At 73.0% G+C, this 16,941-nt stretch carries 16 protein-coding genes; 10 read left to right on the plus strand and 6 right to left on the minus strand.

Going from position 1 to position 16,941, the window contains the following annotated elements; genetic code table 11:
- Nucleotides 1-16: 16 nt before the first annotated feature.
- Nucleotides 17-859, minus strand: a complete 843-nt coding sequence (locus AB0A74_RS18490) for a PaaX family transcriptional regulator C-terminal domain-containing protein (protein WP_343933637.1) — start codon at nucleotides 857-859, stop codon at nucleotides 17-19.
- 115 nt (nucleotides 860-974) lie between these two features.
- On the opposite strand from AB0A74_RS18490, the gene AB0A74_RS18495 reads away from it, so the two are divergent.
- Nucleotides 975-2,585 carry an AMP-binding protein gene (locus AB0A74_RS18495; RefSeq protein ID WP_358250883.1) on the plus strand — a complete coding sequence of 537 codons (1,611 nt, stop codon included), beginning with the start codon at nucleotides 975-977 and terminating at the stop codon, nucleotides 2,583-2,585.
- Here the strand turns inward: AB0A74_RS18495 and AB0A74_RS18500 are convergent.
- Genes AB0A74_RS18500 through AB0A74_RS18510 form a run of 3 tightly spaced genes read right to left on the minus strand, consistent with a single transcriptional unit; the run spans nucleotide 2,560 to nucleotide 6,079 of the window.
- Complete coding sequence (locus AB0A74_RS18500; protein WP_358250885.1) at nucleotides 2,560-3,507, minus strand: carbon-nitrogen hydrolase family protein; 948 nt, start codon at nucleotides 3,505-3,507, stop codon at nucleotides 2,560-2,562. The two genes, AB0A74_RS18495 and AB0A74_RS18500, sit on opposite strands and share 26 nt — an antisense overlap.
- A complete protein-coding gene (locus tag AB0A74_RS18505) occupies nucleotides 3,507-5,690 on the minus strand; it encodes an FAD-dependent monooxygenase (protein ID WP_358250887.1) in 2,184 nt (727 codons plus the stop codon). Before AB0A74_RS18505 ends, AB0A74_RS18500 begins: the two co-directional genes overlap by 1 nt.
- Complete coding sequence (locus AB0A74_RS18510) at nucleotides 5,687-6,079, minus strand: thioesterase family protein (RefSeq protein ID WP_358250889.1); 393 nt, start codon at nucleotides 6,077-6,079, stop codon at nucleotides 5,687-5,689. The genes AB0A74_RS18505 and AB0A74_RS18510 overlap by 4 nt, the downstream gene beginning before the upstream one ends.
- A 210-nt stretch (nucleotides 6,080-6,289) precedes the next feature.
- On the opposite strand from AB0A74_RS18510, the gene AB0A74_RS18515 reads away from it, so the two are divergent.
- The 9 genes from AB0A74_RS18515 (at nucleotide 6,290) to AB0A74_RS18555 (ending at nucleotide 13,560) form a co-directional block, all read left to right on the plus strand.
- Nucleotides 6,290-7,399, plus strand: coding sequence for a cupin domain-containing protein (locus AB0A74_RS18515; RefSeq protein ID WP_358250891.1), 1,110 nt, complete (start codon nucleotides 6,290-6,292; stop codon nucleotides 7,397-7,399).
- A 9-nt stretch (nucleotides 7,400-7,408) separates the two neighbouring features.
- Nucleotides 7,409-8,227, plus strand: a complete 819-nt coding sequence (locus AB0A74_RS18520) for a fumarylacetoacetate hydrolase family protein (RefSeq protein ID WP_358250893.1) — start codon at nucleotides 7,409-7,411, stop codon at nucleotides 8,225-8,227.
- Nucleotides 8,224-8,964 carry an Asp/Glu racemase gene (locus AB0A74_RS18525; protein ID WP_358250895.1) on the plus strand — a complete coding sequence of 247 codons (741 nt, stop codon included), beginning with the start codon at nucleotides 8,224-8,226 and terminating at the stop codon, nucleotides 8,962-8,964. Before AB0A74_RS18520 ends, AB0A74_RS18525 begins: the two co-directional genes overlap by 4 nt.
- A gap of 95 nt (nucleotides 8,965-9,059) precedes the next feature.
- Complete coding sequence (locus AB0A74_RS18530; RefSeq protein WP_358250897.1) at nucleotides 9,060-9,473, plus strand: pyridoxamine 5'-phosphate oxidase family protein; 414 nt, start codon at nucleotides 9,060-9,062, stop codon at nucleotides 9,471-9,473.
- A gap of 173 nt (nucleotides 9,474-9,646) precedes the next feature.
- Complete coding sequence (locus AB0A74_RS18535; protein WP_358250911.1) at nucleotides 9,647-10,843, plus strand: cytochrome P450; 1,197 nt, start codon at nucleotides 9,647-9,649, stop codon at nucleotides 10,841-10,843.
- Between the two features lie 2 nt (nucleotides 10,844-10,845).
- Nucleotides 10,846-11,502, plus strand: a complete 657-nt coding sequence (locus AB0A74_RS18540) for a TetR family transcriptional regulator (RefSeq protein ID WP_358250899.1) — start codon at nucleotides 10,846-10,848, stop codon at nucleotides 11,500-11,502.
- Nucleotides 11,503-11,588: 86 nt separating this feature from the next.
- Nucleotides 11,589-12,164, plus strand: a complete 576-nt coding sequence (locus tag AB0A74_RS18545; RefSeq protein WP_358250901.1) for a TetR family transcriptional regulator — start codon at nucleotides 11,589-11,591, stop codon at nucleotides 12,162-12,164.
- Between the two features lie 14 nt (nucleotides 12,165-12,178).
- On the plus strand, nucleotides 12,179-12,370 hold the full coding sequence (locus AB0A74_RS18550; RefSeq protein ID WP_358250903.1) for a ferredoxin: 192 nt from the start codon (nucleotides 12,179-12,181) through the stop codon (nucleotides 12,368-12,370).
- Between the two features lie 86 nt (nucleotides 12,371-12,456).
- Nucleotides 12,457-13,560, plus strand: coding sequence for an FAD-dependent oxidoreductase (locus tag AB0A74_RS18555; RefSeq protein WP_358250905.1), 1,104 nt, complete (start codon nucleotides 12,457-12,459; stop codon nucleotides 13,558-13,560).
- A gap of 9 nt (nucleotides 13,561-13,569) precedes the next feature.
- Here the strand turns inward: AB0A74_RS18555 and AB0A74_RS18560 are convergent, their stop codons facing one another.
- Together AB0A74_RS18560 and AB0A74_RS18565 are read right to left on the minus strand one after the other, a co-directional pair.
- Nucleotides 13,570-14,763, minus strand: a complete 1,194-nt coding sequence (locus AB0A74_RS18560) for a putative PEP-binding protein (RefSeq protein ID WP_358250907.1) — start codon at nucleotides 14,761-14,763, stop codon at nucleotides 13,570-13,572.
- Between the two features lie 59 nt (nucleotides 14,764-14,822).
- Nucleotides 14,823-16,649 carry an FAD/NAD(P)-binding protein gene (locus tag AB0A74_RS18565; protein ID WP_358250909.1) on the minus strand — a complete coding sequence of 609 codons (1,827 nt, stop codon included), beginning with the start codon at nucleotides 16,647-16,649 and terminating at the stop codon, nucleotides 14,823-14,825.
- Nucleotides 16,650-16,941 lie beyond the last annotated feature (292 nt).

Genomic DNA, 16,941 nt, shown 5'->3' on the forward strand with positions numbered 1-16,941 from the left:
GTCGGCCGCCACGCCCTCAGCGGTGGGAGATGACGCGCATCGCGTGGCGGCGCGCCGGGCCTTCCAGGCGCGCTCGGGCGGACTCGAACAGTTCCACCGCCCGCGTGCCGCTCCACTTGCGCGGCAGCACCTCCGGCGGCAGGCCCGGGTCGAGGTAGGGCAGGCGTCGCCAGTCGGTCAGGACGCGGACGTAGGCCACGAACGCCTCCCGCTCCGACACCTCGCCGCCGGAGTCCGACGAGTACGCGGCGCAGAAGTCGGCGTAGAGGCGGTCCAGCGCGTCCAGGTCCCACCACTGGCGCACCTTGTCCGCCAGGTCCGGCATCGCCGAGAGGTAGTCGGCCCGGAACAGGTTCACGTAGTCGCGCAGCCCCAGCCGGGTCAGCCGCTCGGCGACCTCCTCGTACACGTGCGCGGGCGCGATCCACACGCCCGGCGCGGCCGTGCCGAAGCCCAGCTTGGTCAACTGGGTGCGCAGGACGTGCCGCTTCTGCCGCTCGGACTCCGGGATGGAGAACACCGCGAGCAGCCACCCGTCGGCCATCGACGCCCGCACCCGCTCGAAGATCCGGTAGTCGCCCTCGCGCAGGATCTCCTGCGCCTGCGCGGTCAGCGCGTACCCGGCGATGCCGTCCACCGCCCGCGGGTCCAGGATGCCGCGCCGCTTGAGCCGCGACACCGACGACCGGACCGCGGGCTCGTCCACGCCCAGCTCGGCCAGCAACCGCACCAGCGACCCCACCGCGAGCCACCCGCCGCTGGGCCGCGCGTAGAGACCGTACAGCGTCACGATCAGCTGCCGCGGCTGCGTGCCCCGGCCCGGGGCCGCGTCGAGGGCCGGTTCGTCCAGGTCGAGCATCGTCACGCGCACACCTTAACCCGCTCGCGTGGCATGTCGTGTCATTGACTGCCGTCACAAGCCCGCAATACGATGTTCCGACCTTCCGCCACGCGGCCAAGCGAGGTGCAGCGCGATGCAGCTCTCACCCTCCGCCCACCGGGACACCTTCTGCCGGGACAACCTCCCGCCCGCGCACCTCTGGCCCGACCTGCGCCCGCTGGACCACCCGGAACGCCTCAACTGCGCCGAGGTCCTGCTCGACCGGACCGCGCAACGCCTCGGCCCCGACCGGCCGTGCCTGCTCGGCGGCGGCCACCGCTGGACCTACGGCGACGTGCGGGACAGCGTCAACCGGCTCGCCCACGTCCTCACCGACCACTTCGGCCTGGTGCCGGGCAACCGGGTCCTGCTGCGCGGCCCCAACACGCCGTGGCTCGCGGTCTGCTGGCTCGCCGTCGTCAAAGCGGGCGGCGTCGTCGTGGCCACCATGCCCCTGTTACGCACGGGCGAACTGCGAACCGTCTGCGACACCGCGAAACCGTTCCTGGCGTTGTGCGACGACCGGTTCACCGACGCCCTGGAACCGTTGCGCGACAACATGACCGTCGTTGGCCAGGAAGAACTGGACAAGCTCAGCGCCGCAGCCCCGGCCGATTACACCGCCGTGGACACCGCCGCCGACGACGTGGTCCTGCTCGGCTTCACCTCCGGCACCACCGGCCGCCCCAAGGCCACCATGCACTTCCACCGCGACGTCCTGGCCATCGCCGACACCTTCTCCGCCCACACCGTCCGACCCCGCCCGGACGACCTGTTCACCGGCACCCCGCCGCTGGCGTTCACCTTCGGGCTCGGTGGCCTGCTGGTGTTCCCGCTGCGCGCCGGCGCGGCCACCCTCCTGCTGGAACGCCAGACCCCGGTCGAACTCGCCGAGACCGCCCACGCCAACGGCGTCACGGTCCTGTTCACCGCGCCGACCGTCTACCGCGCGATCCTCGCCGCCGGCAAGGCCGACCTGCTGCGCGGCGTCCGCCGGTGCGTCTCGGCCGGGGAGGCGCTGCCCGCCCAGGTCTCCGAGGACTTCCACGCCGCCACCGGCACCCGCGTCATCGACGGCATCGGCGCGACCGAGATGCTGCACGTGTTCATCTCCGCCGCCGACGACGAGGTCCGGCCCGGCGCGACCGGCAAGGTCGTGCCCGGCTACGAAGCCGCCGTGCTGGACGCAGACGGCCACCCGGTGCCCGACGGCGTCGCCGGCCGCCTGGCCGTGCGCGGCCCCACGGGCTGCCGCTACCTGGCCGACGAACGCCAGGCCGCCTACGTCCACAACGGCTGGAACATCACCGGCGACACCTACGTCCGCGACGCCGACGGCTACTTCTGGTACCAGGCCCGCAACGACGACATGATCATCTCCGCGGGCTACAATATCGCCGGCCCCGAGGTCGAGGCCGCGCTCAACCGGCACCCGAACGTCGAGGACTGCGGTGTGGTCGCGGCCCCGGACGACGAGCGGGGCTGGATCGTGAAGGCCTACGTGATCGCCGAGGGCGTGACCGCCGCCGACCTCCAGGACTTCGTCAAGGCCACCATCGCCCCGTACAAGTACCCGCGCGCGGTCGAGTTCGTCACCGAGCTGCCGCGCACCGACACCGGGAAGCTGCAACGGTTCCGGCTGCGCGAGTGGGCGGCGGCCGGGACCCCGTCGGACGTGCTCAGTCCCGCAACGGCTGACCGTTGAGGTGCAACGAGAACACGTCAAACCGGTTGTAGTGGCCGATGATGTCGTGCATCTGCTTGGGCTGGATGCACCGGGCCAGGTCGATCTCCCCGTACACCACCCCTTCGTCGTCGATCAGCGGCTGCACCACCGGCCGCCCGTCGGGCCCGAAGATCCCCGACAACGCGCTGCGCGGCCGGGCCAGCAACTCCCGCGCCACGGGATCGTCACCGGCGACGGCGTCCACGATCGCCGGGGAGATGGTCGAGCACGACACGACCGAGAACAGCTTGCCCTCGAACGCGTGCGCTGCGGTGCGGATCGCGATGGCCTCCGCCATGTCGTAGTCGGCCGGCGCGACCGGCAGGGCGATGTAGTTCGCCACGTGCACCAGCTCGCCCTGCGCCAGCAGCGCGAACCGGGCGAGCGTGTTGGTGTTCTCGCCGCACGCCAGCACGCCCAGCGGACCCACGGGCGTCCGGTGGACGCGCAACGAGCTGCCGTCACCCCCGGTCCAGGTCAGCTTCTCCGCCCAGGTCGGCACGAGCTTGCGGTGCGCGCCCAGCACCGTGCCGTCCGGGCCGATGACCAGCGCCGTGTTGTAGAGGACGCCCAGGCTGTGCTTGCCGCGCTCGTTCACCCCGATGACGACGGTCGTGCCGGTGGCCGCGGCGGCGGCGCGCAGGGTGTCCACGTGCGGGCCCGGCACGTCGATCGCCGCCCGGTAGAGCCGCTCGTACCAGGGCGACCCGGCCACCGGGTTCATCGTCCAGTTCCAGTACGGGTAGCCGGGCACGAACACCTCGGGGAACGCGACCAGCGACGCCCCGTTGGCGGCGGCCTCCCGGATCAGCGACACCGCCTTCTGCACGGTCTTCGCCGCGTCCAGGTACTCCGGCGCGGTCTGCACGGCCGCCGCGGTGAACCTCGGGAACTCGTCCATCACGCCCTCCTGGCGGGCCGTTCGGGTTCGGGCCGGGGAGCGGCCTCGCCGGCGGCGTAGACGCGGGGCCACCGCGCGCCGGGTCCGGTGTAGCCGAGCGCGGCGGCGGCGTGCAGCGTCCAGGCCGGGTCGTGCACGTGCGCGCGGCCGACGCCGACCAGGTCCGCCCGCCCGGCCAGGATGATCGAGGCCGCGTCGTCCCACGTCGAGATCGCCCCCACGGCCAGGGTCGGGACACCGGCCTCGGCGCGGATGCGTTCGGCGAACGGCGTCTGGAAGCTGCGCCCGTACGCGGGTTGCTGCTCGGGCACGACCTCGCCGCTGGACACGTCCACCACGTCCACCCCGTGCTCGGCGAACGCGCGGGCGATCTCGACCGCGTCCTCCAGCGTGGTCCCGCCGGGTGCCCAGTCGACCGCGGAGATCCGGGCCAGCAACGGTCCTCGCCACCGCGCCCGCACGGCGTCCAGCACGGCCAGCGGGAAGCGGAGGCGGTGGGTCAGCGGCCCGCCGAACGCGTCGGCGCGGTGGTTGGTGAGCGGCGACAGGAACGTGGAGAGCAGGAACCCGTGCCCGGCTTGGACTTCCAGCACGTCGAACCCGGCTTCGGCGGCTCGGCGGGCGGCTTCGGCGAACTGGTCGGCGATCACGTCGAGGTCGTCCGGTGTCAGCGCGCGGGGGAGGGGCAGCGAGCCGTAGGGGACGAGGGAGGGGCCGACCGGGGCCGAGCCTCGGCGGCCGGAGTGGTTGAGCTGCACGCCGATCCGCGCGTCGGTGTGGGTGTGGACGGCGTCGGTGACGCGCCGCCACGCCTGGACCTGCGCGTCGGTGTAGAGGCCGGGGCAGGACGGTGTCGCACGGCCGTGCGGGCCGACCGCGGTCATGCCGGTCAGCACCAGTCCCGCCCCGCCGAGCGCTTTGCCGGTCAGGTGCAGCAGTTCCGCGTCGCCGGGGACGCCGTCGGTCGCGCTGTCGGTGGCGATGGGCGCGGCCACGACCCGGTTCACCAGCTCGACGCCGCGCAGCCGGAAGGGCTGGAACAGCGGCGGGCGGGTGTCCGGGCCGCCGCAGTGCCGGGCGAACCAGGCGTCGGCGGCGGCGGTGTAGGCCGGGTCGCGGCGGCGCAGGTTGTCGTAGGTGACCCGGCGGCTGCGGGTGAGCAGGTTGAACGCGAACTGCTCGGGGTCCTGGCCGACCGACTGGCCGATGCGTTCGAACCACTCCAGGCTGGCCTGCGCGGCGCGCTGGGTGGACTCCACGACCGGGCGGCGCTCGCGTTCGTAGCGGTCGAGGTCGGGCAGGGCGTCGGCGAGCGCGACCGCGTCCTCCATGGCGAGCTTGGTGCCCGAGCCGATGGAGAAGTGGGCGGTGTGGGCGGCGTCGCCGAGCAGGACGACGTTGCCGTGCCGCCAGGTCCGGTTGCGCACGGTGGTGAACCGCAGCCAGCGGGAGTTGTTGGTGAGCAGCCGGTAGCCCAGCAGGTCGGCGCAGCGGGCCACGCTGTCCTCGTCGCTCGCGCCGGGCGGGAGGTCGGGGTCGGTGAACCCGGCGCGGCGCCAGGTGTCCTCGGGGACTTCCACGATGAAGGTGCTGCGGTCGGCGCTGTAGGGGTAGGCGTGGACCTGCACCGGGCCGACGTCGGTTTCGGCGATGAGGAAGGTGAAGGCGTCGAAGACGTGGTCGGTGGCCAGCCACATGTAGCGGCAGCGGCGGACGTCCAGGGTGGGGCGGAAGACGTCGGCGTGCGCGGCGCGGGTGGCGGAGTTGACGCCGTCGGCGGCCACGACCAGGTCGTGGTGGGTGGCGAGTTCGGCGGCCGGGGGCGCGGTGGTGCTGTGGCGGACCTCCACGCCGAGGTCGGCGCAGCGTTTCTGGAGGATCTCCAGCAGGCGTTTCCGGGAGATGGCCGCGAAGCCGTGGCCGCCGGAGGTCTGGACGGTGCCCCGGTAGTGGATGTCGATGTCGCTCCACCGGACGAACTCGGCTTCCATGGCGGCGAACACGGCCGGGTCGGCGCGGGCGATGCCGTCGAGGGTGTCGTCGGAGAAGACCACGCCGAAGCCGAACGTGTCGTCGGCGGCGTTGCGCTCCCAGACCGTGATGCGGCGGGCGGGGTCGCGTTCCTTGGCCAGGGCGGCGAAGTACAGGCCACCGGGCCCGCCGCCGATCACCGCGACCTTCATGACGGCCCCAGGGCGGCGCGCACGTGCGGCGGCCACGGGCTGGCTTTGTCGTCCTCGGGTTCGGCGTGGGCGATGACCACGTGGCCTTGTGCCGCCAGGCCTTGCGGACCGTGGACCTCGAAGGCGTAGCGCAGGGAGGTCCGGCCGATCGAGGCGACCCACAGCCGGGTGCGGATGGTCTCGCCGAACCGCAGTCGGGCGCGGTAGTCGACTTCGTGACGGACTCGGGGGGTGCGGCCGAACAACCAGTCCAGGCCGTGCGCGCGCAGGAGTTCGGCTTCGGCGGCCTCTACCCATCTCAGGATCGCCGAGTGGTGCTGGTGGCCGGCGGCGTCGGTGTCATGCCACTCGACCACCCGCTCGATCGTGACCTCGGGCGCGTCGGCCATAGACCCCTCCCTTGACAGCTCCGACGCTATAGCGGTTCGATGACGACCGTCAAGAAACAGCACTACGGTGGCGAGGCCGCGTCGGCTTGTCGGGTCGCCTTTCCCGACGATCACGCTTTTCGATCGGCGGGAAAGACGGCGCGACAAGCCGACATCGGGGCGGCCTCGCCCGCGACGCCGAAGGCGGCGCAATCGAACACAGGAGCTGCCATGACGCTCAGCGACGACGTCCTCGGGCGGGCGCGGGTCACCGACAACGAGGAACTGAAGGCCTTCTACCGCGAGCTGGCCACCCACGAGGCCGGCGCGCTGTGGACCGTGGCCAACGACATCGAGCCCTGGTACCCGCAGCCGAAGTCCGTGCCGACCCTGTGGCGCTACGCCGACCTGCGCCCGCTGGTGCTGCGCTCCCTCGACCTGGTCACCGGCGACGACGCCGGCCGCCGCGTGGTGATGCTGACCAACCCCGAGCGCAAGGACGTCGCCGCCGCCGTCGGCCTGCTCTACACCGGCCTGCAGGTCATGGGACCGGGGGAGTCCATGACCGCGCACCGCCACCAGGCCTCCGCGCTGCGGTTCGTGGTCGAGGGGCAGGGCGCGTGGACGATCGTGGACGGCCAGAAGCTCAAGGTCGGCCCGGGTGACTTCGCCATCACGCCCAACTGGACGTGGCACGAGCACGGCAACGAGTCCGCCGAGGGCCCGTGCATCTGGCAGGACGGGCTGGACATCCCGCTGGTCAACGCGTTCGACGCGAACTTCTACGAAGTCCACCCGAACGTGTACCAGGAGCCGGGCAAGGTGGAGAACTGGTCGCTGCTGACCTACGGCGCGGGCCAGTTGCGGCCCTACGGGTTCGGCGACACGTGGACCAAGCCGTACTCGCCACTGCTGGCCTACCCGTGGGAGCCGACCTACGAGGCGCTGCGCAACGCGGCGAAGGCGATCGACGGGTCGCCCTACGACGGCGTGATCATGGAGTACAGCAACCCGTTGACCGGCGGGTCGGTCATGCCGACGATGAGCGCCCACATGCAGTTGCTGCGCCCCGGCGAGGCGACGCTGGCGCACCGGCACACCGGGTCCGTCGTCTACAACGTCGCCAAGGGCAGCGGGTACTCGGTCATCGCCGGGCGACGGTTCGACTGGACGCAGGGTGACATCTTCTGCGTGCCGTCGTGGGCCTGGCACGAGCACGCCAACGGCAGCGACTCCGACGACGCGTGCCTGTTCTCGTTCAACGACTTCCCGGTGATGCGGGCGCTCGCGTTCTGGCGCGAGGAGGCCTACCCGGACAACGACGGCCACCAGCCGGTCTAGAGGAGAGCCATGCTCCTGGTCACGTACTCGACCGCCGGCGGGCCGCGCCGGGTCGGGGAGCTGCGCGGTGACACCGTGGTCGGCACGGGGTTCTCGTCCCCGCTCGACGTCACGGCCCCGGTGGACGGCCCGGCGCTGCCGTTGAGCGCGGTGACGCTGCACGCCCCGTTCCGACCGGGCAAGATCATCGGCGTCGGCCTGAACTACACCGAGCACGTGGCCGAGTCCGCCCGCGCCCTGGACACCGACCGCGAGCTGCCGCAGCGGCCGGTGCTGTTCAGCAAGCCCGCCACGGCGGTCATCGGTCCCGGGGAACCGATCCTGCACAACGCGTCGCTGACGTCGCAGTTGGACTGGGAGTGCGAGCTGGCGGTGGTGATCGGGCGCGTCGCGCGCCGGGTGTCGGTGGAGGACGCGCTGGACCACGTGTTCGGGTACAGCATCGTCAACGACATCAGCGCCCGTGACCAGCGCCGGTCCGGGCAGTGGTTCTACTCCAAGGGGCAGGACTCCTACGCGCCCTTCGGCCCGGCCGTGCTGACCGCCGACGCGGTGCCCGACCCGCACGACCTGGACCTGTCGTTGCGGGTCAACGGCGAGGTCAAGCAGAAGTCGAACACGCGGTACATGCTGTTCACGATCCCGGAGCTGATCGCCGACATCACGGCGGGCATGACGTTGGAACCGGGTGACGTGATCGCGACCGGGTCGCCCGCGGGGGTGGGCGCGAGCTTCACGCCGCAGCGGTTCCTGTGGCCGGGGGACGTCGTGGAGGCGTCGGTGGCGGGGATCGGGACGCTGCGCAACCCGGTGGTGGACGCGCGATGAGGACGTTCCGGGTGGGGCAGATCGTGCCGAGCTCGAACGTGACGATGGAGGTGGAGGTCCCGGCGCTGTTCCGGGCGCGGGAGGCGGTGGAGCCGGAGCGCTTCACGTTCCATTCGAGCCGGATGCGCATGACCCGGGTGGTCGAGTCGGAGTTGGCGGCGATGGACGCGGACTCCTCTCGTTGCGCGATCGAGCTTTCCGACGCGCGGGTGGACGTGCTCGGGTACGCGTGCCTGGTGGCGATCATGTGCATGGGGCCGGGCTACCACCGCGAGTCCGAGGCGGCTTTGTCGGCGTTGACCGCGCCTGCTCCGGTGGTGACCAGTGCCGGGGCGCTGGTGGCGGGGCTGGGCGTGATGGGGGCGCGGCGGGTGGCGTTGATCGCGCCCTACCTGCGGCCGTTGACCGAGACGGTGGTGGCGTACCTGCGGTCGGAGGGGGTGGAGGTCGTGGACTACCGGGCGTTGGAGATCCCGGACAACCTGGCGGTGGCGGCCCACGACCCGGCGGCCCTGGTGGCCATCGCGCGGTCGTTGGACCACGCGTCGGCGGACGCGATCGTGTTGTCGGCGTGCGTGCAGATGCCGTCGCTGGCGGCGATCGAGGTGGTGGAGCGGGAGTTGGGCAAGCCGGTGCTGTCCGCCGCCGTCGCGACGGCCCACCAGATGATGCGGGCGCTCGGCCTGCGGGCGGTGGCGCCGGGCGCGGGCACGCTCCTGTCCGGGCGGTACGCGTAGACGCAGACGCATGCAGCGGCGACGGTTGCGCATGGATCACCGGGGCCCGAACCGGTTGGCTGGACGGCGAGACCAACCACAGGGGAGGACCGCAGATGTCGGTGATGGACGCAGCCCAGCGCGAGGAGTTCCTGGCCGGGGTGCACGTCGGGGTCATGGCCATCGCCCGGACCGAAGGGCCGCCGCTGGCCGTGCCCGTCTGGTACCACTACGAGCCCGGTGGGGAGGTGCTCGTGCAGACCCACCCGGACGCCGTGAAGTACCGGCTCGCCACCGCCGCCGGCGGGTTCAGCCTCGCCGCCCAGATCGACACCCCGCCCTACCGGTACGTCAGCGTGTCCGGGCCGTTGACCGGGGTCGTGGAGGACACGCCGTGGGCCGAGGTGGACGCGTTGGCCCGCCGGTACTTCGGGGACGGCGCCGACGAGTACCTCAAGACCCTGGAGGGGCAGCGGATCGCGACCCTGCGGATGCGGCCCGAACGGTGGTACTCCGCCGATTACAGTTGAGTCGCGTGATCACCGAAGTGGACGCCGACCGGCTCGCCGCGCAGTTCGCCGAGCACGTCGCTTGTCGTGGGTCGTCTGCGAGCCGCAGCGCGTTTAAATCAGTCGCTTGACTTAACTCTGTGGAGGTGGCTGACTACGGGGAGCAGCACACCGACCCGGAGGAGGGCTGTCCCGTGGGACACGACGAGGTGCTCGACTACCCCCTGCCCAACCCGACGGCGCTGGAGCCGCCGGTCGAGTGGGAGCGGCTGCGGCAGGGGTGTCCGGTGGCCCCGATCCGGCTGCCCAGCGGCGACCGGGCCGTGGTGCTGACCCGGTACGCCGACGTCAAGCAGGTGCTCGCCGACCCGCGCTTCACCCGCCGGCTCAACGCGCCCGACGCCGCCCGCGTCGCCGACAGCGAGTCCGGCGGCGTGTTCAACAACGACCTCGCCGCCGCGATCCCCGACGGCGGGCCGGAGCACCAGCGGTGGCGGCAGCTGGTGGGCAAGTGGTTCACGGTCAAGCGGTTGAACTCGCTGCGGCCCGCGATCGAGGCGATGGCGAACCAGCTCGTGGACGCCATGGTCGCCGAAGGCGCGCCCGCCGACCTCAAGGCCTCGGTCGGGTTCCCGTTGCCGGTGTGGGTGATCTGCGAGCTGCTCGGCGTGCCGGACTCCGACCGCGACCGGTTCTCCCACTGGTCGGACGCGATGCTCAACCTCACCCGCTACACCGACGACGAGATCCGCACCGCGCAGGCCGAGTTCATCGGCTACATGGTCGCCCACGTCGAGGCCAAGCGCGCCGAGCCGCGCGACGACCTGCTCAGCGCCCTGATCACCGACGGCACGTTGTCGCCGCAAGCCCTGCTGGCCACCGGCCTGGGCCTGCTGGTCGCGGGGCACGAGACCACGGCGAACATGATCGGCAAGATGGTCGGCATGCTGCTGTCGGACCGGTCCCGGTGGGAGCGGCTGCTCGCCGACCCGTCGCTGGTGCGCTCGGCGGTGGAGGAGTCGCTGCGGTTCGACGCCAACCCCGGTGTCGGCCTGCCCCGCTACATCACCGAGGACACCGAGATCGGCGGCGAGGTCGTGCCGCGCGGCACGACGGTGATGTGCAGCATGGGCGCGGCCAACCGGGACGAGTCGGCGTTCGACCGGGCGGCGGAGATGGACCTGACCCGCAGCCCCAACCCGCACCTGGCGTTCGGCTCGGGCGCGCACTCGTGCCTCGGGCAGGCGTTGGCCCGCACGGAACTCCAGGTGACGCTGGAAGTCCTGCTGCGCCGGCTGCCGGACCTGCGGCTCGCGGTGGAGCCGGCGGAGCTTAACCGGGTCGAGGGGCTGGTGGTCGGAGGGCTGCGCGAAGTGCCGGTACGGTGGTGACCGTGGTGACCGACGTCGGCAGGACCCCCAGGGCGGAGCAGGTCGGCGCCACCCGGCGGCAGATCCTGGACACCGCGGAGCGGCTGTTCGCCGAGCACGGGCTCCACGCGGTGTCCAACCGGCAGATCAGCGCCGCCGCGGGGCAGGGGAACAACACCGCCGTCGGTTACCACTTCGGCACGAAAGCGGACCTGGTGCGCGCGATCGTGCGCCGGCACGTCGAGCCGATGGAGGCGCTGCGGCTGGAGATGGTCGCCGCCGCCGAGGGCGCGGACGACGTGCGCGAGTGGATCTCGTGCCTGGTCCGGCCGGTCACCGCGCACCTGGCGGGGCTGGGCGAGCGCACCTGGTTCGCCCGCTTCGCCGCGCAGGTCACGACCGACCCGGCGTCGCGGGCGATCATCGTCGAGGAGGCGCTGGCCACGCCGTCGCTGCGGGAGGTCGTCGCGGGCCTGGCGCGGTGCCTGCCCGACCTGCCCGCGGACGTCCGCACCGAGCGGGCGGACATGGTGCGCACCCTGATGGTCCACGTGTGCGCGGAGCGGGAGCGGGCGGTGGCCGACGGGACCGCCATCCCGGGCGCGGGCTGGGACGAGACCGCGACCGGCCTGGTCGACGCGATCACCGGGCTGTGGTTGGCCCCGGTGTCCCGTCGCTGACCCCCATTTGAACGGACTGTCACGCCCCGATCACGTGTAGTGTTAAGTCAGTTGATTGACCGGTGTGCGCTTGGGGCTGGGGAGCGATGAGCGGCAGGGCGGTGGGCTCACCCGGGACGCGGGAGCTGGCGGAGGCGGAACGCCTGGTGGCCGAGCGCGGGGTGGACGCGGTGCGGCCCAGCGCGGAATTGGTGCGCGCGGTCGTGCGGCGGCACACCGGGCCGATGGAGCGAGCACGGGCGCGGATGCTCGCCGAGGTCGGCGCCAGCGACGATGTGTGGGACTGGGTGGCGTGCCTGGTGCGGCCGTGGACCGACCACCTGGCCGCGCTGGGCAGCCCCACCTGGATCGCCCGGTTCGGCGCGCGGGTGGTGGCGGACCCGGCGCTGCGCCAGGTGTTGTTGGACGAAGCGCTGGACGCCGAGCCCGTGCGGCGCGTGGTCGAGGGGCTCAACCGGTGCCTGCCCGCGCTGCCGGTGCCGGTCTACCTGGAACGCGGCGCGATGACCCGCCACCTCGTGCTGCACATGTGCGCGGAACGCGAACGCGCGCTGGCCGTTCGGGCGCCGACCGCGCGGGCGTCGTGGGACGACACGGCCGCCGGGTTGATCTCGGCGATCGTCGGCCTGTGGCTCGCGCCGGTCAGCACGGCCGGCGCGTGAGGAGAGGAGTCAGGGTGGAGATCTTCGTGGACGAGGGCAAGTGCTGCGGCGCGGGCGCGTGCGTCATGGCCGCGCCGGAGGTGTTCGACCAGCGCGACGAGGACGGCGTGGTGGTGCTGCTGGACGCCGAGCCGGCCGAGCACCTGCACGCGGCGGTCCGCGAGGCGGTGTCGGTGTGCCCGGCGGGCGCGATCGGCCTGCGGTGACCCAGGACCCGGCGGATTCGGGCGCTGTGGGTTCGGGCGCGGTGGTTTCGGGCGCGGTGGTTTCGGGCGCTGTCGGTTCGGTTGTCGTGGTGGGCGCGTCGGCCGCCGGTCTGTGCACCGCCGAAGCGTTGCGGCGCAGGGGGTTCACCGGCGAGCTGACCCTGCTCGGGGCCGAGCCGCACCCGCCCTACGACCGGCCGCCGCTGTCCAAGCAGGTCCTCGCGGGCACGTGGGAGCCGGACCGGACGCGGCTGCGTGCCGTGGACGCCCGGCTGGTGCTGGGCGACCCCGCGGTGGCGCTGGACGTGCCCGGCCGCGCCGTGCGCACCGCGAGCGGCCTCGGCCTGGCCGGCGACGCCGTCGTGCTGGCCACCGGTGTGCGGCCCCGGCGGCTGCCCGACCAGGACCGGCTGGCCGGCGTGCACGTGCTGCGCACCCTGGACGACTCGCTGGCCCTGCGCGCGGACCTGCTGGGCGCGTCGCGGCTGGTCGTGGTGGGCGACGGCGTCCTGGGCGCGGAGACCGCCGCCACCGCACGGGGCCTGGGCCTGGACGTCACGTTGGTCGGCCCGCTGCGGGCACCGCTGGAACTGCAACTCGGGCCGCACGCGGCGGAGGTCCTCGCCGGCCTGCACACCGCGCACGGCGTGCGGCTGGTCCGCGCCGCCGTCAGCGGCCTGACCGGTGACGACCGGGTGCGCGGCGTGCTGCTCGCGACCGGCGAGGAGCTGCCCGCCGACGTGGTCGTGGTCGCGCTGGGCGCGCTGCCCAACACCGAGTGGCTCGCCGACAGCGGCTTGGCGCTGGACAACGGGGTCGTGTGCGACGCGCGCTGCCGGGCCGCCGAGGGCGTCTACGCGGTCGGCGACGTGGCTCGCTGGCACCACGACCGGCTGGGCCCGATCCGCCTGGAGAACCGCACCAACGCCACCGAGCAGGCCGCCGCCGTGGCCGACAACATCCTGGGCGCGGACCGCGTCTACGCGCCGGTGCCGTTCTTCTGGACCGACCAGTTCGACGCGCGGATCCACCTGCACGGCGTGCCGACCGGCGAGGCCGAGGTGGTGGACGGCGACGTGGGGGCGCGCCGGTTCGTCACCGTGCACCACCGCGACGGCGTGCCCGTGGGCGTGCTGGGCTGGAACATGCCCAAACAGGCCCGCCAACTCCGCGCCCGCCTGCTGGGGTGACCGTGCCGGTCAGCGCCGCCCGGCGCGCGCGAGGTCCTGGAGTTCGGCGGTGCACATCATGAACCGGCCGGTCGGCAGGTGCCGCATGTAGTGGGCCAGGTCCGCGCCGAGGGCGAACACGTGCACCGGGGTGCCGGTCTCCAGGCCGGACTCGACGGCGTGCCGCAGGCCGGCCAGCACCGCCGGGTGCCGGGTCTGGTAGACCGACGCGACCAGGTGGTTGCCCCGGTCGGCGGCCAGGTAGAACTGGATGAGGTCCTTGGTGCCCACGAAGATCTCGCTCGCCCCGGCCGCGCAGAACTCGCCCGTGTGGTGCACGGCGGCGGGCGTCTCCACGAACACCGACAGCGGGGTGCCCCCGCCCAGGTCGAGGTGGCGGCGCAGGCGCAGGAACTCGTCCGGGTCGTTGATGAACGGCACCGCGAAGCTCAACCGGTCCGCGTCCTGGCCCAGGCGTTCGGCCACATGGGCGCGCAGCGCGCGGAACGCGTGCGGGTACAGCGGCTCCTCGACCAGCCAGCGCGCGCCGTGGTTGCCCATCTCGGGGTTGGGCTCGTCGTCCACGGCCACGCCGGTGGTGATCCGGGCGGCGTCGTCGGAGCGCAGGTCGAGCAGCCGCATGATCACGCGCTGGCCGGGCAGCAGCTCCTTGACCATCGAGCACAGCTCCGCGGCGATGGCCGCCCCGTAGCGCTCGGCCTCCTCGACGCCGCCGCGCAGCGCGTCCAGCGGGCTCAACCCCGCCGACAGGCACACGAACTCCTCGCGGATGAAGTACGAGTCCACCTGCTCGACGCGCGGGGCGACGGCGTTGGTGGACTGGATGTCGGTGGCGTCCGCGACGACCACGCACACCGACTCCAGGTCCTCGACGGCCACGGCGGGCGGTTCGGGCAGCGCCGCCAGGCCCTCCGCGTCGCCGAGCACCACCGACTGCCGGTCGATGCGCAGGGTGACCTCGCCGTCGATCCCGGCCAGCTCCTCCGGCGGCACGCGCAGCACGGGGATGCCCCGCGACCGGCACAGCGACTGCATGTGACCGGTGCGCCCGCCGCGGGCGCAGATCACCGCGGCCGAGGTGACGATCGTGTCGTACAGGTCCGGGCCGAGCGTCTCGACCACCAGCACCGACCCGTCACCGCGGCGGCCGGAGCGGTTGCACGTGCCGCGCACGCTCGTGGCGGGCGTGCCGACCAGCAACACCCCGGGAACCTCGCGTGGACCCACCTGTCGTCCCCCATCCGATCGGCGCCTGCCCAAGATCAGGCTGGCAGCCGGTCGGCGGAGGCCGCATCTTCACGGCTGCCCGATGGGTCACCCCCCAACCCCAGCAGCGCGCGCAGCTCACGCGGCGTCACGGACAGGTCGTTGAGCTTCTCGGTGGCGGCGGCGTTCACCGCGCGGCGCAGCGCCCGCTCCGGCACTCCCGCGCGCCGCAACGCCCCCATGCACGTCTCCACCTGCGCGGCGAACGCCTCGCGCTCGTGGCGGGTGCGGGCGGCCATGCGGCGGACCTCCAGCATCACCGACCGTTGGAACGCCGCCGGGTCGGGGACCTCCACCTCGGCCTGGTCGTAGCACGACTCCAACCGGCGCAGCACCGCCGCCGCGACGCCGACCGAGTGGTTCTTGATCGCCGCCAGGTTGAAGGTGAACGCGCCGGTGCGGCCGTTGCGCACGATCTCGTCGCCCTCGCGCGGGCTGCCGATGACCGACAGGGGACCGGCGGGGCGGCCGTCCGCGCCGAGCAGGGTGCCGTCCGCGTCCACCTCGACCCCGCGCCCGGTCCGGGCGTGCGGCACGGCGAAGCCCTTGCGCAGCAACGTGGACCACAACGCCGAGTCCACCCGCGCGTAGTCCGACTCGCGGCCGAAGTTGGAGATCACCAGGTCCGCCTCGATGGTCTTCGGCGTCGCGCCGGACACCGACACCGCGAGCCGGCCGCCGGCGTCCTCGATGCGCTCGACCTTGCCGGTGGTCACCGCGATCCGGCCGGCGCGCATCGCCTCGTCCACGATCTCGGTGGTGTAGGCGACGGCGCTGACCCGCAGGGTGGCCAGCAGGCTGCCGTAGCTGTCCAGCAGCGCCCGCAGGTCCGCCGACGGGACGCGGCGCAGGATCTCCGGCAGGTACGGCTCCCACGACTTGGACACCCGCTCGGTGACCACGACCGGCGAGACGTCCGGGTGGTCGCGCGCCACCGCCGCGCACGCCCGCGCCCACTCGGCCCGGAACCGCCGCACGAGCGCCTCGCGCCCCTCGTACCGGTCGGCGCGCAGCTCGGGCGGCGGCAGGGTGAGGACGCGGTGGCGGTGGTCGGTCGGGTAGGTGCGCAGGGTGAGGCCGGACCGGGAGATCATGTGGATGCGTCCGGTGTGGCCTCGGCGCAGCAGCAGCGCGGCGGAGTCGTACGCGCTGAGCAACGTGCCCACCACGGCGACCTCGGCGTCCGGCGGCAACGCCAGGAGCTGCTCGATCCCGTGGTGCGAGTAGGGGTCCCGCACGAACGCGGGGTGGTCCAGGACAGCGTCGGCGAACACCGGGCGCCGCTTCTCCAGACCCGTGGCGACCACGACGTGGTCGGCGGCCAGGACGGTGCGCTTCTCGTTGGGGTGCAAGGAGAAGCCCTCGATCGTCACCGCTAATCGCGCGCCCTCGGGCTCGACGTCGACCACCTCGCCGTCGGCCTGGACCAGGGACGCGCCGGGCGGCGCCTCGCGGACCGCGGCGGCGAGGCGGTCGGCCAGGTAGTCCGGGTAGATCCGGCGCGGCGCGGGCCCGGACTCGGTGAACACGTGCTCGCGCCACGGGTCCGGCCAGTCGGCGCGGTCGGCCTCGTGGTTGGCCCAGGCGACGAAGTCGTCCACGTCCTCGCGGAACACGGCCATGCGACCGGCCTGGATGTTGAACACGTGGTGCCAGTGGTTGCCCGCCCGGTGGTAGGCGACACCGCCGTTGCGGTACTCCGGGCGGCGTTCGACGAGCACCACCCGCAGCGGCTCGCGGGCGAACTGGAGCAGGCGCAGGGCGGTGGCGGTCCCGCCCAGCCCCGCTCCGACGATGACGACCGTGCGGTCGGAGGATCCCACCAGGCAACCCCGTTCCCCAGTACCCACCGGATGGTTTTGTGACGATGTTACCGATGGAGGGGCGTTTCAAGAACCACTCGGCGCGAGACTTCTTCGCGGGGTGTCGCGCTCAGCTCCCGCACCGCCCGGCCCAGGGTGTCCACCCGGGGCAGTTGCAGGGTCGGCACGCCCGCGCACCAGAACGGACCGCCGTCGCCCGCCGACGACCCCGGGCACGGGCTGTCCCGGCTGCAGGCCGGCGCCGCGCACTACTTCGGCGACGACCTCGGCCGGTTCCGGTCCCGGATCGTGG

This window comes from Saccharothrix sp. NPDC042600, from assembly GCF_040647305.1.
Lineage (GTDB): Bacteria > Actinomycetota > Actinomycetes > Mycobacteriales > Pseudonocardiaceae > Actinosynnema > Actinosynnema mutabilis.